This window comes from Paenibacillus alba (assembly GCF_013204855.1).
Classification (GTDB): Bacteria; Bacillota; Bacilli; order Paenibacillales; family NBRC-103111; genus Paenibacillus_E; species Paenibacillus_E alba.
This window is the reverse complement of sequence record NZ_JABMKZ010000009.1, coordinates 130,925-151,541: the sequence shown is the minus strand read 5'-3', so window position 1 is coordinate 151,541 and position 20,617 is coordinate 130,925. Positions and strand designations below refer to the sequence as shown.

The 20,617-nt window shown below is 49.3% G+C and carries 15 protein-coding genes; 3 read left to right on the top strand and 12 right to left on the bottom strand.

The window, feature by feature from the left end:
* Window positions 1-21: 21 nt before the first annotated feature.
* The 3 genes from iolC to iolD are packed head-to-tail and all read right to left on the bottom strand — an operon-like array spanning window position 22 to window position 3,835.
* Window positions 22-1,032 carry a 5-dehydro-2-deoxygluconokinase gene (gene iolC, locus HQN90_RS14565; RefSeq protein ID WP_173219693.1) on the bottom strand — a complete coding sequence of 337 codons (1,011 nt, stop codon included), beginning with the start codon at window positions 1,030-1,032 and terminating at the stop codon, window positions 22-24.
* 7 nt (window positions 1,033-1,039) lie between these two features.
* Complete coding sequence (iolE, locus tag HQN90_RS14560; RefSeq protein WP_173219690.1) at window positions 1,040-1,948, bottom strand: myo-inosose-2 dehydratase; 909 nt, start codon at window positions 1,946-1,948, stop codon at window positions 1,040-1,042.
* 21 nt (window positions 1,949-1,969) lie between these two features.
* Complete coding sequence (gene iolD / locus HQN90_RS14555; RefSeq protein WP_173219844.1) at window positions 1,970-3,835, bottom strand: 3D-(3,5/4)-trihydroxycyclohexane-1,2-dione acylhydrolase (decyclizing); 1,866 nt, start codon at window positions 3,833-3,835, stop codon at window positions 1,970-1,972.
* 183 nt (window positions 3,836-4,018) lie between these two features.
* Between iolD and HQN90_RS14550 the strand changes: the two genes are divergently transcribed.
* Window positions 4,019-5,827, top strand: coding sequence for a cache domain-containing sensor histidine kinase (locus HQN90_RS14550; protein ID WP_173219686.1), 1,809 nt, complete (start codon window positions 4,019-4,021; stop codon window positions 5,825-5,827).
* Complete coding sequence (locus tag HQN90_RS14545; RefSeq protein ID WP_173219683.1) at window positions 5,814-7,391, top strand: response regulator; 1,578 nt, start codon at window positions 5,814-5,816, stop codon at window positions 7,389-7,391. Before HQN90_RS14550 ends, HQN90_RS14545 begins: the two co-directional genes overlap by 14 nt.
* A 395-nt stretch (window positions 7,392-7,786) precedes the next feature.
* Here HQN90_RS14545 and aroC read toward each other — a convergent pair whose 3' ends face one another.
* Entirely contained in the window at window positions 7,787-8,842 is a 1,056-nt protein-coding gene (gene aroC, locus HQN90_RS14540; RefSeq protein WP_173219680.1) for a chorismate synthase, read from the bottom strand.
* A 173-nt stretch (window positions 8,843-9,015) separates the two neighbouring features.
* On the opposite strand from aroC, the gene HQN90_RS14535 reads away from it, so the two are divergent.
* The gene (locus tag HQN90_RS14535; RefSeq protein ID WP_173219677.1) at window positions 9,016-10,341 is read left to right on the top strand and encodes a hypothetical protein; all 1,326 of its coding nucleotides are present in this window, start codon (window positions 9,016-9,018) and stop codon (window positions 10,339-10,341) included.
* A gap of 55 nt (window positions 10,342-10,396) precedes the next feature.
* Here the strand turns inward: HQN90_RS14535 and HQN90_RS14530 are convergent, their stop codons facing one another.
* The 8 genes from HQN90_RS14530 to HQN90_RS14495 form a co-directional block, all read right to left on the bottom strand.
* Complete coding sequence (locus tag HQN90_RS14530; RefSeq protein WP_173219674.1) at window positions 10,397-11,212, bottom strand: response regulator transcription factor; 816 nt, start codon at window positions 11,210-11,212, stop codon at window positions 10,397-10,399.
* Window positions 11,196-13,049 (bottom strand): cache domain-containing sensor histidine kinase, encoded by a 1,854-nt coding sequence (locus HQN90_RS14525; RefSeq protein ID WP_173219671.1) that lies wholly within the window; start codon window positions 13,047-13,049, stop codon window positions 11,196-11,198. Before HQN90_RS14525 ends, HQN90_RS14530 begins: the two co-directional genes overlap by 17 nt.
* Window positions 13,050-13,147: 98 nt before the next feature.
* Window positions 13,148-14,782: an extracellular solute-binding protein gene (locus HQN90_RS14520; RefSeq protein ID WP_173219668.1), complete on the bottom strand. Its 1,635-nt coding sequence runs from the start codon at window positions 14,780-14,782 to the stop codon at window positions 13,148-13,150.
* A gap of 68 nt (window positions 14,783-14,850) precedes the next feature.
* Window positions 14,851-15,726, bottom strand: coding sequence for a carbohydrate ABC transporter permease (locus HQN90_RS14515; protein ID WP_173219666.1), 876 nt, complete (start codon window positions 15,724-15,726; stop codon window positions 14,851-14,853).
* 18 nt (window positions 15,727-15,744) lie between these two features.
* A complete protein-coding gene (locus tag HQN90_RS14510; protein WP_079414236.1) occupies window positions 15,745-16,695 on the bottom strand; it encodes an ABC transporter permease in 951 nt (316 codons plus the stop codon).
* A gap of 141 nt (window positions 16,696-16,836) precedes the next feature.
* Entirely contained in the window at window positions 16,837-17,718 is an 882-nt protein-coding gene (locus tag HQN90_RS14505) for a LysR family transcriptional regulator (protein ID WP_173219663.1), read from the bottom strand.
* 72 nt (window positions 17,719-17,790) lie between these two features.
* Window positions 17,791-18,999, bottom strand: a complete 1,209-nt coding sequence (locus HQN90_RS14500; protein ID WP_173219660.1) for an MFS transporter — start codon at window positions 18,997-18,999, stop codon at window positions 17,791-17,793.
* 208 nt (window positions 19,000-19,207) lie between these two features.
* The gene (locus HQN90_RS14495; protein WP_173219657.1) at window positions 19,208-20,614 is read right to left on the bottom strand and encodes a sulfatase family protein; all 1,407 of its coding nucleotides are present in this window, start codon (window positions 20,612-20,614) and stop codon (window positions 19,208-19,210) included.
* Between the last annotated feature and the right edge of the window lie 3 nt (window positions 20,615-20,617).

Below are 20,617 nucleotides of genomic sequence, written 5' to 3'. Positions count from 1 at the left end.
AAGCTCTCCCTTTTCAGTCAATTAAGAAGCTGTAATTTCGCCGCGGTTGCAGCGTTCGATATAATCATCCACCTGTGCAGCCGTTGGCATAGCATCTGAGCAGCTGTGGCTGGAAATGACGATACAAGCGGCTGCGCTGCCGTATTCCATACTTTTTTCAATCGTCCAGCCTTGCATAATGCCATAGATAAAGCCTGCCGCGTACGAATCCCCAGCCCCAAACGTCTTCACAACTTTAGCTGGGAAGCTCTTCGCACGGTGGCCGACACCGTCAGGCGTATAGGCAATGGAGCCCTCTTTGCCGTGTTTGATGATGACGATTTTGGCCGAATAGTCGAACCATTTGGCCGCTGTAATCCGATCATCCTTCTCTGGGTTCGTCTCGAAACGTTCCATCATGTCGAATTCTTCGCGTGTGCCGAGGATAATATCGCATTTCTCCGCCGCCAAGTTGTAGTAAGTTGCTGTCTCTTCCGCTGATGTCCACGTATAGGGACGATAATCCAAATCAAATACGATCACTGCGCCATGCTTCTTCGCATAGCTGAGTGCTTGGAATACCGCTTCACGTGAAGGGCTTTGTGCAAGGGCCGTCCCAGAGATGAGCAGCACCTTCGCCTGAGCGATCAGCGATTCCTGAACCTCCGCAGGGGTAAGCAGCAGATCAGCCGCATTGTCGCGATACATCAGAATACTGCAATCGGTAGGGCTTTTGATCTCGGTAAAAGCAAGCCCTGTGACAGCTCCCGTTTGATCGGTCACGACATTCGTCGTCTCGATCTGATTGCGCTGCAAGTAATCCTCGATGAAGCGGCCCATTTGGTCATTGGCGATTTTGCCGATAAAAGCCGTTTGCAGGCCAAGTCTCGCCATCCCGATCGTGATGTTGGCCGGAGAGCCTCCGACATACTTCGTAAACGTCATCGTCTCTTCCATCGGACGGTGAATTTCGTTAGCGTTCAAATCAATGCACAGTCGTCCTATTGCGGCAAAATCCAGCGGCTTATCTAGCGGAAAAGTCACGTAGGTCATCGAACCATTACCTTCTTTCTTGGGGAATAAGAGATTGGATATAACGAAGTGCATTTTTGGCATATTCATAAGGAGGATGCGTAACCGGGTCTTGCTCACCTTCGAGCATCGCCCATCCTTCATATTTCCGCTCCAGCAGCTCTTGGAAAATCGGCCCAAAATCAAGGCAGCCATCGCCAGGAACGGTGAATACGCCTTTTCGAATACAGGTCACAAAGTCCACTTGTTCCGCTCTCGCTTCATCCAGCACCGCTTGACGAATGTCCTTCAAATGAATGTACGCGATACGGCCGTAATGCTTGCGCAGCACGGTCAGCGGATCTGCCCCGCCGTAGTAAGCATGGCCCGTGTCAAAAAGCAAATGCACAAGCGCAGGATCCGTCATTGCCATCAGCTTGTCGATTTCCTCCGGGCTTTCTACCACTGTACCGCCATGATGATGATAGGTTAGCTTGAGTCCATATTCCTGCGCGATGGCCCCTGCAAGATTAAGCCCCTCAGCCAAGCTCTGCCAGCCTGCCTCATCCAGACGAAGCACTTCCTTCTCGTTAGGCGTCCGGCGCGGATCAAAATGGAGCGAGCCCCCCACTTCCGCCGTGCTGATGACCGTGCTGCCCATTTCTTGGAGAAACTGCGCATGCTTGCGATAAGCGGCAAGCTCCTCGTCGCGGTAGGCAGGATCGGAGAAAAGCACCGATTTCCACTGCGAAACAAGCTGAATGCCCCGCTTCGCGAGTTCTTCTTTTAACACGGGAATGTCTGTTGGATATTTGCGCCCCATCTCGGTGCCTGCAAGCCCTAGTGCTGCTATATCATCTAAAATTTGTTCATACGTCGTATCTGCGCCATGCTCCTTAACATCTTCACCCACCCAATTAATCGGGTGCACGCCCAGCTTGAATGGAAGCTCTGTCATCGTTCAAATCCCCTTTGTTGGTTAAATAGGTTTGGCCGCTTGGATGCGGTTCTTCATTTCTTCATGCGCTTTAAGCACCTTTTCGCTCTCGGACACCTCTGGCACGCCTACTTGCCACCAGGATTCATAGCCATCCGTGTTCGTTCCCGGCACAACCGGAATTTCGATCAAGGTCGTCACGGTTTCTTCCTTGGCTTTCAGCAGCGCTTCCCTAAGTTGTTCAGGCGTGCCTGCTTTGTAAGCCTTCGCTCCCAAACTGCGGGCATGCGCCGTAAAGTCGATCGGCATGTAGCTACCTGTCAGCTTGCCTGTCGCCGCTTCGCGATAGCGGAATTCATTGCCGAAGCCATCGCTGCCGTGGCCTCTTTGCAGGTTGTGAATACACTGGAAGCCGTGATTATCGAACAGCAAAATCGTGATTTTGCGGCCTTCCTGCAGGCTGGTCAGCAGCTCCGAGTGAAGCATCAAGTAGCTTCCGTCTCCAACGATGGCATACGCCTCGCGATGGGGATCAGCCAGCGCCACGCCAAAAGCGCCGCTTACTTCGTATCCCATGCAGGAGAAGCCGTATTCCATGTGATACGTTTTGGGCTCGGTTGATCGCCATAACCGGTGAAGATCGCCTGGGAGACTTCCGGCTGCACAAACGACGACCGCTGAGGGGTCAATCGTTTGGTTTATCACGCCAAGCGCGCGCGTTTGCGCCATGCCTTCGGCGTGCTCCATGGCATACAGACGATCGACCTCCTGCTCCCACTCTGCTTTCAAAAGCTCCACATACCCGCTTTCGTAACCGCTCTCATAGTAATGAGCGGACAACGCGTGGAATAAGGTGCCTAACGTTTCTTTGGCATCTGCCGTGATGCCAATGCCGTTTAATTTGGACGCATCGAAGCCGCTGATGTTGATATTGATAAACTGCGCATCCGGATGAGCAAAAGCTGATTTGGATGCCGTTGTAAAATCGGAGTAACGCGTCCCGACGCCGATGATCAGATCAGCTTCTCTCGCGATGATGTTCGCTGCGCGAGATCCTGTCACACCGATCGCCCCTACATGCAGCGGATGGTTCCATGGCAGGGAGCTTTTGCCTGCCTGCGTCTCAGCTACCGGGATGTGAAAAGCCTCAGCGAACTCAGCCAGTTCCTTCGTCGCCCCGGCATACAGGACACCGCCGCCAGCGATGATCAGCGGCCGCTTCTTCCCGAGCATCAAATCCACCGCACGATTCACAGCTTCTCTGGCTGGAGGCCGCCGATCTATGTAGTGCACGTGTTTGGCAAAAAAGGCTTCTGGGTAATCATAAGCCTCAGCCTGCACATCCTGCGGAAGCGCTAGTGTAACAGCTCCTGTTTCCGCAGGATCGGTAAGCACGCGCATCGCTTGATGCGCCGCCGTCATCAACTGCTCGGGACGCACGATGCGGTCCCAGTATTTGCTGACGGCCTTGAAAGGATCATTGGCAGACAGGCTGTAGTCTCCTGCGACTTCCAACTGCTGCAGAACCGGGTCTGGCTGTCTGGAAGCAAAATTATCCCCCGGCAGCAGCAGCACCGGAATCCGATTAACAGTTGCCGTCGCAGCGGCTGTCAGCATGTTCAACGCGCCTGGCCCGATAGAGCTTGTGCAAGCGTAAATTTGCAGGCGGTTCTTTTGCTTGGCAAAAGCCGCCGCCGCGTGCACCATGCCCTGTTCATTTTTCCCCTGTATGTAAGTCAAACTCCCTGCGCTGCGTTCCAAGGCTTCCCCGATGCCGGTCACATTGCCATGACCAAAAATGCCCATGACGCCCCGAACAAATTTCGTTTCATGCCCATCGACTGAGATGTACTGTTGATCCAGAAAGCGAAGCAGTGCCTGGGCCATGGTAAGACGTATCGTATGAATGGCTTTCTCCCCCTCAAAGGTAAGGTAAAGCGCTTAATCTTTGTGGGTTAAGCGCTTAATCCGATGATATAACATATTTATTTCCATCGCAATCTTTATTTTTTGTGTTATCCTTTAGGTAGCAAATGCCTCATCTGCGTCGCCCTATATATTCTAAAAATGATTGAAACCGAGGTCATTACGATGCCTAATTGGATGCAAGCCTTGCTTGGAATCAACAGAAGCTTTCGCGTCAAACTTATCCTGAGCTTGTCTGTCATTATTCTTTTGTCCTTTGGGATCACCGGCTATTTAACGTATCAATACAACCTGAAGCTGTTTGAGGAAGAGATCAGCAAGCAGTTCTCTCGCACCAATGAAGAGGCTTTGGCCAAAATGGAGCTTAAAGTCCAGGAGATCATCCGCATCTCCCAAACGATTGTGTTTAATCCCCAGATTGAACAGGTCATTAAACGCATCAATTCGGCCGAAGATGCAGACGCTTTCAATTTGTATTTTGACAAAAAGCAGATCGAAGAACAGATTTTCCAAATCAAATCGGACGCCCCTTATATTACCGGAATGTATCTCTATGATCTAAACGGCAATCCTTCTTATTTCAGCTATACCACCTCCACCATTAACAATTTAAGCGACGAGGTCTTTCAGGTCATTAGCTCCAAATTGAGCGATACCTCCGGCAATCTTGTGTGGACAAGCATGGCCTTGCCCAGCTCTGTTGAGCCCAGCGGCTTCCGACAAACGATCATCATTGCCCGTTATATGAAAAATAGTGCCTTGAATACGTATGGTGTGCTCGTCATGGCGATGGATGAATCCTTTTTCTCAGGGTCGCTCAAGGAGTTGACGAAGGATGGAACAGGTGAAGTGTATTTGTTTAACAATAACAAGGAACTGCTTTACAGCAACGTTACGCAAAATTTGGCCGAGAAGCAGCAGCTTCTGGTTAATCTCAATCAAACCCAAGTGATGGATAACCATTTGTTCGTTCAAGGCGAATCCAAAGCCACTTCGTTTAAGCTGGTAAGCGGAACTTCTTTGACGGATATTCGAAGTAAAAATAAAGCCCTTTCGCAAAGAATCGTCTACTCGGGTTTAATCAGCATTATGCTTACCAGCATCCTGATCGTCTTGTCCACGGGGAAATTGCTGCGCCCGCTTAAGGATTTGTTGATGGGACTCCGCAAAGTTCGCTCTGGCGACTTCGAGGCCCGCATCGAAATTCGCACCAAGGATGAACTTGCTTATATGGCCGAAAGCTTCAATGCCATGGCCGAGCAAGTCGGGCGGTTGATTAAAGAAGTCTATATGACGCAGTTAAGCGAACGGGAAGCCGAGCTGAAAGCGCTGCAAGCGCAGCTGAATCCGCATTTTCTGCATAATATGTTTAACGAAATTTACTGGAAGCTTTATTTGCAAAATGAGAAAGAAACCGCCTCTTTGATTGCAGCGATCTCCGAAATGCTCAAATACTCGTTAATGCCTGTCAGAACTCCAACGAGCGTACGGGAAGAATTGCAGCAAATGCGCAACTATTTGAAGCTGCAAACGGAGTTATTTGAAGCGAATTTAGAGACCATCATTCAAGCAGATGAGGATATTCTTGACTGTGAAATCATGCGTTTCCTGCTTCAACCGCTCGTCGAGAATGTATTCGTGCATGGCTTCCGCAACAAGGTTGCCCATAAAGTGCTAGTCATTAGAGCTCGCAATGCGGATGGATTTCTGGAAATTGAAGTGACTGATAATGGCTGTGGCATGGATGGATCCGCCATTTCACAGCTGCTGGGTGAGAAAGGGGCCGCTTTGCCGCAGCGTTCTGACGGGCGTGAAAGTCTTGGGGTGCGAAGCGTCGTTCGCCGCATTGAGTTAGTCTATGGTTCACCCTACCGCTTGGAAATTATGAGCGTTGTGGACAGCGGAACGACGATGCGTCTTCTTTTGCCTTATATCACCATGGAGAACGGGGGCCTGGCATATGCCGAAAGGTAAAGTGCTGATCGTCGAGGATCAGCCGAATTTCCGCATGGGACTGCGGAAAATGTTTGAAGACGGCCAACAAGGCTGGACGGTCGTTGGCGAGGCAAGCAATGGTCAGGATGCGCTTGCGTTAATTGAGCAGGTGCAGCCTGATCTAGTGCTGACCGATATCCGGATGCCCATTATGGATGGAATCGAGTTCGTTGGTCATTTGCGGCAAAGTCATCCCGATCTGCTTGTTATCATTTTGACCGGATACAAAAACTTCGAATACGCGCAGGCCGCCGTCCGGCTTGGGGCGTTGGATTTATTAATTAAGCCATGCACGGAACAAGATGTCCAGCAGGTGATGAGCAAGGCATCCGAGCGTTTTTATGAAAAATATTCGAAACAGCAGCAGCAGTTAGGGCAGCAAAGGCAGCAGCAGGATCAGGAGCTTCGTTCCGCTCTGCTGAACTTGCCTTACACCCATAGGGCTGATGCCGAGAAAAGTCTCGACAGTATGCTCAGCAACAAAGAATTGTGGCTGCTTCAGATGAATAATGAGGATTTAGCCATCAAAGATTACGGCATCAGTGATATGCGTTTAATTCAGTTTGCCTTGTCCAATATCGTGGAGGAGCTGCTGAAAGGCTCGGGACTGGATGCTCGTCTTCTGCTCGTGGAACATGACCGTTTTGTGCTCGTTTCGGACTACCATACCGTGAATGCGGCTATACAGGAAGCCATTCAGCAGGCGTCTTGGGAATATTTGAAAATCCATCTCAACATTCACCCCATGGGAGCTGATGTTTCAGCCAAGCAGTTGGCAGAACGCTATGTGCAGTTCAAAGAAGCCGCCCTCTCCTCTGGCGGAGCTCCGGGCACAAGCGGAAGTGAAACCAGCAACGGATCCAGCATGACCATGACGCTGTCGCTCAACCAGTCAAAGGTGAACGAACTGGAGGTCCAGCTCATGTCCGCCATATTGATGAACCAAGAAGAAAGCCTTCAACAGCTTCTTGATCGCTTGCTGATTGAGCTTTCCAACGCCACGCTGGCAGACATGAAAATTCAGGCGCTTTCGCTTTCCATTGCATTGCTGGGAACTATTCAAAAACAATTAGCACCTGAGGAACAAACCTCGCTGGCTCGGATTCCCGGGGACATGCCTCAAACCCATTGGACGGCGGAGGAAGTCGGCCATTGGGCGAGCGAACAAGTAGCTAACTTCTTGCTGCTCTTCAACAACTGGCAGGCGTCCAAAAATGACAATCTGATCGAGCGGGCTGTCAAATATATCGAGGAGCATTACAACGAGGAATGCCGGTTGACGGATGTCGCCTCTCATATTCATCTGAATGCCAGCTATTTCAGCGTATTGTTCAAGAAATCAACGGGAGAAAGCTTCACCCGCTTCGTCACTCGCGTCCGTATGGACAAAGCGGCCATTCTGCTCCGCAATACGGACATGAAAATATTCGAAATTGCTTGCGCTATCGGCTTCGATGAGCCGAACTACTTCACCAATGTGTTCAAGCAGCAGTATTTGATGTCTCCAAAAGAGTATCGGAATGGTCGTTTGGCTCCGGGTTGAGCCTTCTTATCCGAAAAATAGAACACCAGAGGTTCGTTAGGATGCTCTTTGCCTAACTTCGACGAATGAAGAGGAGCTATCGGGGCTGATTAAGAGCCTCTAAAGACTTCTATCTACTTTAAAAGCGGCCTCTTGAGCGAAATAGGAGTCTTTGGGGGCTGCTATTTGGCGCTCAGGCGGCAGAATGGGGATACTTTGGCCGATTAAGAGCCCCTAGAGACTTCTATCTACTCAAAAAGCGGCCGTTTGAGCGAGATAGGAGTCTTTGGGGGCTGCTATTTGCTGCTCAGGCGGCAATTGAAGCTATCGGCCCGTTTGAGCGAAATAGGAGTCTTTTGGAAAAAACCGCCTCTCCATAAATTGGAGACACGGTTTTCTTGCTACTTTTGCGACAGTTAATACAGCAGAGCAGCTTGACGCTTATAATGGTCCTCGATTACAAGGCATGCCATCGCTTCTACCACGGGCACGACTCTTGGGCAAATACAAGGATCATGCCGTCCTTTTGTCACAATGACTTTTTCCTCGCCATTGACATTGATCGTATTCTGCGGCACGGAGATCGACGAAGTCGGTTTGACCACGACGCGAAAAACGATGTCTGCGCCCGTACTGATGCCTCCGATGATCCCGCCTGCATGATTGCTGCTGAACCCTTCCGCATTCATTTGATCATTATGCTCACTGCCCAGCATGCTTGCTGCAGCAAAACCTGCACCAAATTCGATCCCTTTGATAGCTCCGATGGACAGCATCGCTTTGGCTAATTCGGCATCAAGCTTATCAAAAGCCGGCTCGCCCAGCCCTGGATGAACGCCGCGAATTCTGCATTCTACGATGCCGCCGCAGCTGTCTCCAGCTAATGCCAAGGCTTCAATCTTCTCAACCATTTTCATCGCTGCATCCGGATCACACGCTCGAACAGGATTGGCTTCAATCGCGTCCTCTATAAAATCACGACATTTGATCCCGCCGATTTCCGTTGTGTAGGCGACGAGGGACACGCCTCTGCGCTCAAGCAGCTTGCGTGCGACAGCCCCCGCTGCTACTCGGGATGCCGTTTCTCTGCCTGATGCCCGGCCGCTCCCTCTGTGGTCGCGTACGCCGTATTTTTGCAAGTAGGTAAAATCTGCATGACCAGGCCGGAACGAATTTTTGATATCATCGTAGGCTTCAGGTCTCATGTCCGTATTGTATAAAATAATCGATAGCGGAGTCCCCGTTGTTTTACCTTCAAAAGTGCCGGAAATGATATGGATTTTGTCATATTCCTTGCGAGGGGACGTCACGGAGGATTGCCCTGGCTTCCTTCTATCCATCTGCACTTGAATGTAAGCCTCATCGATCTCAACGCCCGGCGTCACGCCATCAATAATGACTCCGACGGCTTCTCCGTGGGATTCACCAAACGTTGTAATTTGAAATCTCTCGCCAAATGTGTTGCCAGCCATATTGCCCATCTCCTAATCAACGAATGTTGGATCTCTATTCCTTTATTTTAGACATTTCGTTGGCATAAATGAAATTGGAATAATCGCCATTTGGCATAGAGAGCATTTATATCACCTTTATGACCCGAAACAAACTTGCCCACGTCTAATTGGTAATAAAAGGGGGTAAACGAATGATTATCCAATACCGCATGTTTACGATGATATCCCTCATAGGATGTATGCTGCTTGCTGGATGCGATTCAAATGAAACCAAAGTGGCCATGCAGTCATCCGCCCAGCCAACTCCTCAAACGGTCCCAACTTTGCCGCCCAGTTCAACCGTTGTGGCATCGGCAGCGCCAACATCCCTGCCAGATTCGGTGCTCCCAGCCAGCCAGCCAACCCCTGCTGCCACAGTCGTTCCATCTCCCTCAGTATCAGCTAATCCGACGAAACCGCCAACCGCATCACCGAAACCTCAGCCAATACCCGTTCGCTTATTCCCAGCCAGCATCCTAACGATGGACCGTCAGGAAGGTTTAGGTATGCAAGACGGCAAACTGCTCTATACGAAGAATACAGGCAAGACATGGGAGGTTAAGATCCCAGACGGTATGCAGATCAAGGATCGCCTTCTCACGGGTGATTTCTTAAGTCCGTTTCTGGGCTTTGCCTATTATCTTACAGATGCCAAGCAGCCGAAGCTTGTTGCTACCCAATGGTTGCAGGATGGCAGCAGCTTGCCCGCACATTGGAAATCAGCAGCTTTGCCAACGGAAGAAGCATGGGAAACGTCAACTAACGTTTCGGTGTACAGCAACCTCAGCCTCACTTACCCTGATCCCAGCTATGCACTCCTTACCTCTTCTCCCGCAGCGGGGCTAATGGGAAAGTCGCTCTATCGGACAGATGATCAAGGCACGTCTTGGCAACGAGTCAGCGATATCTCCAGTGCCATCAATGGTTACCCGACTGGTATCGCTTTTCCCCATTCCAATGATGGCTGGATAACAGCGACCTATCACGGGCCAGACAAATTCCCCTTATTCCGTACCCAAGACGGCGGTAAAACATGGGCAGTTCAGCATGTCGAAATTCCCGATGAATTTAAAAATGGCTACGCCAACACATTCTCTCCCGTTTTCGATCAGGAAGGCGATCAGCATGGGTTGTTTATTGCTCAATTTGCACTGGGTGATAGTAGAACCTATGTCCCCTACGAAACCCATGACGGCGGGAATACGTGGCTTCCGCTGAAGTACCGGTTAACGGATGTGCAAGAATCTCCTATTTACCAATTTGACAACATGATTGAAGGGCGTGCCATATCCACGGATGGCAAAAGCATTTATACCATGAGAACTTATAACAAGGAGGATTGGCAGCAAATTGTACCCAACATCATCTTAAAAGATGCGAAGCAATTTTTTCTGAACATGGACGGATTTGGCTGGGTTGTTCTCAATGGACATTTAATGATTACGATGGATGGCGGCAGAACGTGGAGCGCTCCCTAGTCACGATAGGGAGGGCTGATACTTCACAGGGTACGATTTAGTGAAGTAAAACGATTCACAAAAATTTATTCCGATACTCTGACGGCGTCAAGCCGTACTGCTTTTTGAAGCTTTCCCGAAAATGATCCTGATCCGCATATCCGATCCAGTCGCAGATTTCGTAGATTTTAATGGCAGGATCCTTCAGCAGCCGGGCAGCTTCCTGCATGCGAAGCCGAATAATCCAATGGTTGATCGTCATGCCGGTTACTTCTTTAAACAACAAGTTTACATATTTATCGCTTAAACCGACGGAAGCCGCCACATCGGAAAGCGCCAGCTCCTTGCGCATGTAGGATTCCTTCACATACTGGATGGCCTGCTCGACCAGCTTCTTCTTTTTCAAGCTTCCGGTCCACTCCCCGCGGGGCAGCGCTTCTGATAAGTTCGGAAGCTGATCTTTGGCTGTTTGTTCCGCCATCGTCAGGGCGAGGCGTTCTTCCCTTTCTTTGCGCAGCACCTCAACGGCATTCGACAGCACTTTCTCAATCTCGCTGGGGTCGATCGGCTTCAGCACATAATCCAGCACTTGCAGCTTTATAGCCTGGCGGGCATGATCGAACTCATTTAGTCCTGATAAAATGATGCAGCGAATATCCGGATTACGCACTTTGAGCGCTTCAATTAATTCTAATCCGCTCATTTTCGGCATCCCGATATCGGTCAGAAGCAGATCCGGCTCCTCGCGCTCCAGCCATGCCAGCACTTCCTCTCCATTCTCTACAGCGCCGAGCAGTGTGATGCCTAACGCATGCCAGTTAATAGCATGGATCAATGTCTCACGAACGATTTTCACATCTTCGGCAATCAGCAGCTTAATCATTCGCAGCATCCCTTCTTCCTGTCTTCTGCTGCCTTGGATACGGCAGTACGACTTCAACACTAGTACCCTCAGGTACTTTCACATAACGCAACCCATAGGTTTCGCCGTTATACAGCTGAATTCTCCTGTGAACATTCAAGGTGCCGTAGCCGGTACCCGCCTCGCCTGCTTCACCGACTTCTCTTGCTGGCTGCTTAAGAAGCATATGATTCATCTGATCTGCCTCACAGCCCCGGCCGTTGTCATCGACCCGCAGCACAAGTCCCTCCCGCTCCAAGCGGGCTGAAATCGTAATCCGGCAGCCCCTTCGGCCGTCCGCAAAGCCGTGTTTAATCGCGTTCTCCGCGAGCGGCTGCAAAATAAGGTGCACAATGGTTGTGGATAACAATTCCTTGGGGATGTGAATCTCCACCTGCAGATCGTCGATCATCATCTTTTGAATATGGAGATAGGCTTCCACCTGCTTGATTTCCTCTTCCAAAGTGATCCACGTTTGCCCACGGTTCAAACCATACCGAAATACATTGGCTAACGAACGCACGATGCGGCTCGTCTCCTGATCACCCGTCATGATCGCGCGGCAGTTAATGAGATCCAGTGTGTTATACAAAAAATGGGGATTAATTTGGGCATGCAGCAGCTCCAATTGAAGCTGTCGTCGTTCAATCTCTTCCGTAAATGATTTCTCGATCAGACCATGAATGGTGACGAGCATCGAAGCGAACTGCTGGTTCAGCTCGTCGATTTCATAAATGCCCGTATTCTGATAAGGAAGCGGTTCTTTAAACTCCACCACCTCCGGACGCTGGATGGCCGTAACCAGTCTTGTAATAGGAACCGTTACCCGGACAACAATTCTGCGGAGCCAGAACCCGGCAATAAGTAAGGCAACAGCCGCTGTCACAGCGCCAAATAATGAAATGGCAAAGGTATACTGGCTGAAATGGCTCTCTGGTACGACCGCAAGCAGCTTCCACCCGTTCTGAAGCGTCTCGAACATGACTCTGTGATTCTCTCCGTCAATTCTCGTAACGATGGACCCCTTGGAATCCTTAAGCGAACGAACATAGGGAAGCGCTCCTGCATCGTCGAGAAAATCGTAGCGTTCGCTGTAAATTACTTTGTCAGCTTCATCCAGCAGTAGATGATACCCTTCCTCAAGCCGGGCATTGTCAAAGATCCCCCTGATGCTGCGCGTATCTGCTCCAACAATGAGCGTACCGATATTTCGGCCGTCCTTGAGGCTTGTTTTTTTTCTCGCCGAAAAGACCATCGCTGTATCGGACTCTGTCCTCTGGCTCCACCATATGTTCTGTCGTTCCCCGCGGCTTAGACTTTGGAACCACTTCTGATTCTGCAAATCATCGTTCTTAAATATCCCCGTGATGGGGGAAAAATGCTCAGCTGCCATGGCATACAAGCCACTGCCCGGCTCCAATGCGACTGAAACCACGTATGATTGCTGCGCAACATTCCCGGAGCCGAAATCATTCAGTAAAGACAGCAAGGATAGATTCTGTAAATTGGTTTCAAGCGTATACAAATCGCTGACAGCTTCATAAGGCTCCTGATATGTGTTCACTAACAAATTTTCTATAGATTGATTGCTCAGAAAAAAAGCAGCCACATTATTCATCGTATCGAATTGATATTCGATATTACGGTAAACAAATTTCATGGACTGCTCTGCCATCTTCAGCGTATGGTCGTTCTGCACCCGGATGAGGATGTAGCTGGCCGCCGTTGCAAACAGGGCAATGAAGGTGACAATCAACACAAATATCGGAAGACTGAGCCGTGACAATAACCCTGAGTGACCGCTGCGTTTCTTGAAGCGAATCGCCATGCCTGACATCCTCCTTCACCTTAATGATGGCAAAAGCCCCCGCGCCGGCTGCTGCCGAACGAGGGGCTCCATAAGCTTTTATCCAGAAATAACGGGGTTTATTTGCCTGATTTCTTTTTGAAGGAAGCTTCCAGCTCGGTAAGAATCTGAGTGCCGCCTTGTGATTTCCATTTCTCTGCGAAGTCATCGAATTTCTTGATGTCCGCGCCCATAATAATTTGCGTAAAGACGGAATCCCGCAGCGTGTTCAGTTCCACAAGCTTGGTGATTTTCGTCGGAGAATCCAAGTAATTCGAAGCATCTGTAATTTGAAATTTATTGTTGATGGCAACATCCAACGCCTGCGACTGACGCAGCGGCAGCGATTCCAGATAACGCGGCCAGCCTTTCAAACCAGGAGCGAACAAGTAGCTTTGAATCCCTCTGAAGTTCCCATTCTTATCCTGCTGAGTCTTAGGATCGATCAGATCCGTAACCACTTTCATCTTGCCATTGTCGATCTTGTAGTCTTCACCTTCAATGCCCCACACGGTCAGCATTTGATTCTCCAGCGACAAGGAGTTCTCTATGATTGCCAGCACCTTTTTGGGATCTTTGGTCTTGGCGCTGATTGCGTTCATTTGGCCGAATGGCGCGCCTGACGGAGCAACCGCTTTACCGTCTGCACCAACAAGCGAGCTGTTCAAAGACAAATATTTGTACGGTACATTGGACTGATCCGGCAGCTTGCCGTCAGCAGCCAATTTGCCGCTTTTCTTAAGTTCATTGCTTTCCACTTGTGTGTCATAGTCATTTGGTGTGGACCACCAGCCCATCCAAGAGAACAGTTTGCCGCTGTAAAGCTTCGCCCGCAGCTGCTCTTCCTTAATGGTAGCGAATTCTTTATCAATGAGTCCTTCTGCGTACATTTTTTGCAAATACTGCAGGGCCTCTTTCATTTTCGGATCGATATCATAATTGCTGAATTTGCCGTCTTTTTCCGTGAAATAGCCCGGTGTTACGCCAAATGCGCCAAAAATATGATCAAATGAATTGTTCGCATATTTCTGCTGGCCAATCTGTGCCGTATAGCCGCCGAGTGGGATGATATCCAGTTTCTCAGCTTTAACTTTCTTCAGCAAGTTGTAGTATTCATCCAGCGTTTTGGGTACTTGAGCGCCCATCCCCTCGACGAAGTCCTTGCGCAGCACAACATTCCAGCGATAGCCTGCACCTGGTCCGCCTTGATAAGGAATCCCGTAAATTTTACCATTTACTTTGGCTTGCTCGAAGACTTCCTTCGGCACTTCCTTGAGGATATTCGGCGTATCTTTCTCATTAATGAGACTCGTCAGATCAACGAAAGCGCCTTGCTGCGCATACTTTTGGAAATCGTCGGCGAAATCAATTCGTACGACATCGGGAATGTCACCGCTCGACATTTTGAGATTAAGCTTCGTCTTGTACTGCTGAACGTCCACCATCTCCGGAGTGATTTTGATGTTCAGCTTTTTCTCTACGGCTTGCTTCACAGCATCCTTAGTAGGATCATAGGGCTTGGATATATCTTGAGCCTTCAGCCATTTCAGCTCGTAAGGCTCCTCTGTTTTCGGTGCCGCCGATACCGCGCTGGCGGATGTCGTAGGCGCAGCAGGTGCCGGATCGCCGGTCTTGCTGCAGCCTGCAAGGGTTACAGAACCTGCAAGCAGTGCAGCAAGTGCGGTATACGACCAAACTTTTCCTTGATTTGACATGAGAATTGACCTCCTTGAATTATATTTTATTTTGGCCTCAATGGGAATGAATCCGCCAAACAAATCACTTAGCCTTTGACAGAGCCAATCAACATCCCCTGCTCGAAATGCTTTTGAATAAAAGGATAAATAATAAGCATCGGCAGTGCCACGATCACAATCGCAGCCATTTGGATACCGATCGTCGGCGGAGGCGTTGAGCCTGCCGCTTCAAGCAGCTCCGGCGGAAGGCTGGAACTGGCAATAATGGTGCGCAGGATGAGCTGCACGGGCGCTTTGTGCCAATCCGTCACATACAGCATGGCGTTGAAGAAATCATTCCAATAGACGACCAAGTACAGAAGTCCGATCGTGGCGATAACCGGTTTGGACAGCGGCAGCACAATTTGCCAGAGGATTCTGAACTCCGAAGCGCCATCGATGGAAGCTGATTCTCGCAAGCTCTCGGGAATGCTTTCGAAAAAAGATTTCATAATAATCATGTTGAAAGCGCTGTAGGCCATGACCAGCATAAGCACATAGTTGGTGTTCAGCAATCCTAGCTGCTTGATGGTGATGTAGGTAGGAATCATTCCGCCTTTGAACAGCATGGTGAAGACGAAGATGAGCATGAAGATTCGCCTGCCCGGCAGTTTTTTCTCTGCAAGCGCGTAGGCTGCTGTTGTTGTCAGAAACAAGGCGAGCAGGACGCCCCCCGCTGTATTGCGGATCGTATTGCCATAGGCCGTGAAGATCAGCGAGCCTTCCTTTAACAAGTACGCATAATACTCAAAACTCAGCGAGCTCGGAAACAAGATCAGGCCGTTCTTCTCGCTGAAAATATGATAGGGCGTCACGGAAACGGAAATCACGTACCAGAAAGGAATGACAATAATGATCGTCATGACCGTTAGCACAAAGTAATTCGTGGTGACAAAGGCTTTCTCGCCTTTCGTTAGCTTCATCGCATCTCTTCTCCTTCGTCAGAAAATACCGGAATCATTGATTCGCTTGGCAATTTGATTGGCTACCAGCATCATCACTAGCCCAATGACACCCTTGATCACGTCCGCTGCGGCAGCAAGGCTCAAATTAAATTGCTCAATGCCAACACGGTAAATGTACGTATCCAGAATATCTCCGACTTCAAAGACCATCGGATTGTACAAGTTGATGACCTGATCCAGCCCTGCGCTCATGATATATCCGACTCTCAGGATGAAGATGACGATAATGGTCCCGGTAATGCCCGGCAACGTTACGTGCACAATTCGCTGAAACCGCGACGCGCCATCGACAATAGCAGCTTCATAGACCTCCGGGTTAAGCCCGGCGATCGCCGCCATATAGATGATGGCCGCCCAGCCCATCTCCTTCATCGCATCCGTGACGACCAGAATCGTCCGGAAATACGCGGGTTCGACCAGTAGATAGGCGGGATCGCCGCCAAAAAACTCAATGATCTTGTTAATGACGCCCGTTTCCGGCGAAAGGAGCAGCGTGATGATTCCCCCATAGACGACCCACGATACGAATCTGGGTAAATAGACGGCTGTTTGGAGTGTCTTTTTGAACCATACGAGCCGTATTTCATTCAATGCAAGCGCTAACAAGATGGGACAAAGAAAACCGCTGATCATTTTGTACAAGCTGATGAGCAGTGTGTTCTTGAACGCATTCATGAACATATCCGATTCAAACAGCATTTGAAAATATTTAAATCCAACCCACTGACTTCCCGAGAACCCCTGTATCGCGTTATAGTCCATGAAAGCAATGCTGATCCCGTATAACGGCAGGTAATCAAAAATGAAGACCCATACCAATGCGGGCAGCAGCAGTACATAAAGCAGCTTGTACGTCCATATCCTCCTTATCTGCCTCGATAGCGACGTTTGTGTGGTAGTGGTGATCTTGGCAGTTATCGGTTCCATCCGTTTCCTCCTGTCCGCTCTCTCTCCCTACGCTCTCTCTGTAATGAAAGTGTTTACACTAATTAGCTTAGCGGAATTTGACGGAACGGAAAACGGGAGCGAAGGACGAAAATACAGGGGAAAAGTCACAAGTATTGTATTTTATTGCGTGAGCACATGCGCTCTTAACGTTTCAATCAAAACTTGCAGCTGAGGCAAGTTCCTATTTTTTATTTTATAAGCCAAATACAAATCATTCGTCACCCCGTACGATTGGGCAATAATTTTTATTTTATTGGCTTGCAAGGAATTTCCGAGCATATAGGTGGGCAAAACACTAATCCCTGCTTGATGCTCAATGGCAGACAGAATCGCATGCAGATCCGGCAATACGAATATAGGCTGCAGCTGCGGCCTTTTTCCAAAATGCTCCCGCCAAAATCGTCGGATAATCGGCAGCTCTTGACCATAAGCAAGCCAGTTTTGTACACAGAGCCACTTTTCCTTATTCTCCGCTTCTTCAAACTGCTGATCATCAAAATCCGCAGCTGCCACAACGACAAATTTTTCTTGAAAATAAGGAATATACTCGATGCCTGGAGCTGACAGCTTCTGCGAGGTCACAATAAGATCAAGCTTATCTTCCAATAATAACTCCAAAATATGAGCAGCAATTCCGTATTGAGCAATGACACGCAGATTAAAACGGCCGAGATGCGGGGCTACTGTTTCCCTAAAAAGCTCATGAGACGAGCCGATTCTTACCACTGGCAGCATAGGGACAGCCGCCGAGTTGAAATTTCGCGTTGTTTCTTCAAGCGCCTCAACCAGAGGAGCCAATTGCGTGTAGAGCTCCTTCCCTCTTTCCGTGGGAAATATTTTTCTCGAGGCTCTTGTAAATAAGGGCTCTCCAACCGACGCCTCCAAAGCAGCCAAATGCTGACTCATTGCAGGCTGCGTCATAAGCCGTGCTTTGGCCGCTTCCGAGACCGAGCTATGCTTGTATATGCTGATGAAACTGCGGTACCATTCAAAATCAACCATATATGATTCCTTTCCAGATCGTTACTGGGTATATTAGGTATGAACAAATTCTATGAGAAAAAGAGCCTCGAATCAATCTCGAGACTCTCTGTTCATCTGCATCCTTCCCCAGAAGGTGAAGAGTATGCCTAAGCAAGTAACCAGTGCCGCTACCCAAGGGACGGCCTGAAGCCCCCCTCCAAATTGATAGTCGATCACGACGCCTCCCAAATAGGCACCCAACGCATTTCCGAGGTTGAACGCGGCTATATTCAACGTAGATGCCAGCGTTGGCGCTTCCTTGGCTGTATTCAGCATGTGCAGCTGCAGCCCGGGAACGATACCAAATGCCGCTATTCCCAAAACAAAGATGGTTATCAAAGCGAGCACTTTGTTATGATCCGTCAAAGTGAAAACAGCCAACACAACAGCCAATAGAATGAGAAAACCAATTAGCGAAGGCATCAGCTTCCGATCAGCCAGCTTTCCGCCATAGATATTACCTATTGTAATCCCTACGCCAAATAAGACAAGGATATAAGATACCGAACTTGGCGAAAATCCTGTTATATCCACGAGAATCGGGGAAATATAGGTGAAGGCTGTAAATACACCGCCGAATCCAAATATCGTCATCAAAAGCGCTACGTGTACGACGGGCCGCCGCAGGACGCCTAGTTCCTGCCGCAAGCTCGAAGGCTCCGCTTTGACTTTCGGGACAAGCAGGATGATCCCTACCAGCGCGATGACTCCCATCAAAGTAATCACCCAGAACGTTGACCGCCAGCCGTAAGCCTGTCCCACAAAGGTTCCGATGGGAACACCCAGAATGTTAGCCAAGGTCAATCCGGTAAACATGATCGCAATAGCGCCAGCGCGCTTCTCCTTGGGAACCAGCGACGCTGCCACAACAGAGCCTACGCCAAAAAAGGAGCCATGCGTCAGCGCTGCAATGATGCGCGCAATCATAAGGATCGTATAGTTGGGTGAAACGGCTGCCAGTGCATTGCCGGCAATAAATACCACCATCAACAGAATCAGCAGTGCCTTTCGCTGCATCCGATGCGTGGCAATCGTAATAAACGGTGCTCCTAAGGCGACTCCCAGTGCATAACCGGTGATGAGCAGACCTGCTGAAGGTATGGATACATGGAGATTCGAGGCCACTTCAGGCAATAAGCCCATAATGATAAACTCGGTCATCCCAATGGCAAAAGCCCCTATGGTAAGTGCGTATAAAGCGAACTGTGACGCTTTGCGCATAGCGACTGAAGAATGATTGAACGTGCTTTCTGAATTCATGAAGCTCCCTCCTTACTTTTTGTACAACCCTAGTGTAAGTTCAGACCATTCATAATACAAATTATGATTTTATAAGTTAATCATAAATATTTTTATCTATTATGCCGTCGTCAGCACATAAATATGAGAAAACAGAAAAAGTCTAGCAAGAAGAACGAGTTACTGTTCCTCTAACTAGACTTTATATATTCGCAATACGAACGAGAGCTCATGACAGTTCGAATGCGTCACCTGTACGTGTTAACCAACTCTTTAGCTCTTCTTCCAATGAAAGCAGCAGCTCATCTTCCTGACATTCCGTGATGATGCGTGGATTTAACTGATACGGATCTTGTTCATGATCATACAGAAGACGCTGCGGCTCAGCTCCAGGCACATATCCTTTATGCACGACATACGTATAACGTTCTGTACGAAGGCCTCGCCAGCCAAATAGCCGATTGTCCAAACCACAGGCAGCGTACTGCTCAATCGTATCTTTCCGTCCAGGAAATGCACAGATAAAAGCGGAAGAGACCTCCGTCTGACTTTTCCCCAAAATGTCGCCTGACAAATCCAGTCCCTCCGCTGTGGAAGGAACGGGAATACCAGCAAGACCAAGCAATGTAGGCATAATATCCACACTGTTAAAAAGCAGATTCGTGCGTCCCTTCTCAATCGTGCCCGCCCAGTTCATCAGACAAGGTATCGCTATGGATTCTTCATGCCAGGAATGCTTGGCCATGAAACCGTGCGAGCCCATTAATTCCCCATGATCCGAGGTAAGCACGATCAATGTGTTCTCAGCAATTCCGAGCTGCTGGACTTCCTGCATGATGCGGCCGAACTGCTCATCCATTCCGGTTACGGCCGCAAAATAATCACTTGTATACCGCTGCAGCGCTTCATCTCCGCTTTCAAATGGCTCACCCGTGTGCGCAGCAAGATGCTCTGCACGCACATTGGGACGCAACTTCAGCTCTCTTCCCGTGTAAAGCTGCTTGTATTTCTCAGGGACAAGCTCGAATGGACTATGGGGTGGATTCCAGGAAACAAACAAGGCAAATGGCTCGCTGCCGCTCCCTTTGGATCGTATATAATCAAGTGCGACATCCGTTTCATGCTCAAGCGACCATTGGTTGACCTCTATCATATCCGGTGTGTCTTTCCAATAATGCGGTTCCATGTGATCGTCATAGGCTCCATAGGAGTACCAGAAATCAAAACCGTGTCGCTTCGCACCTGGCGGTGTGTACGCATCCCAATCCCGCGCACCGGACACAGGCTCTGGGCTGAGATTTTGCTCTGGCAGATCCAGATGCCATTTGCCGATATAGCCCGTCTCGTAACCCGCTGATTTCAGCGCATCCCCGATGCAGACCTCGTCTGGACTCAGCATGACATCCGCACCGATTTTGCAATTCGTGTATACCCCCGTCGATTGCGGATACTTGCCGGTCATTAATGCAGCTCGGTGCGGGGAGCATAAAGGTGTACATGAGAGTGCATGGTTGAAAACCAAGCTCTCTTCCGCAAAGCGGTCTATATGCGGGGTCATCACAGGATCTTGGCCCATGAAACCAACGGCCTGCTTCCTCCACTGATCAGCGAAAATATAAATGATATTTGGCTTCATGTC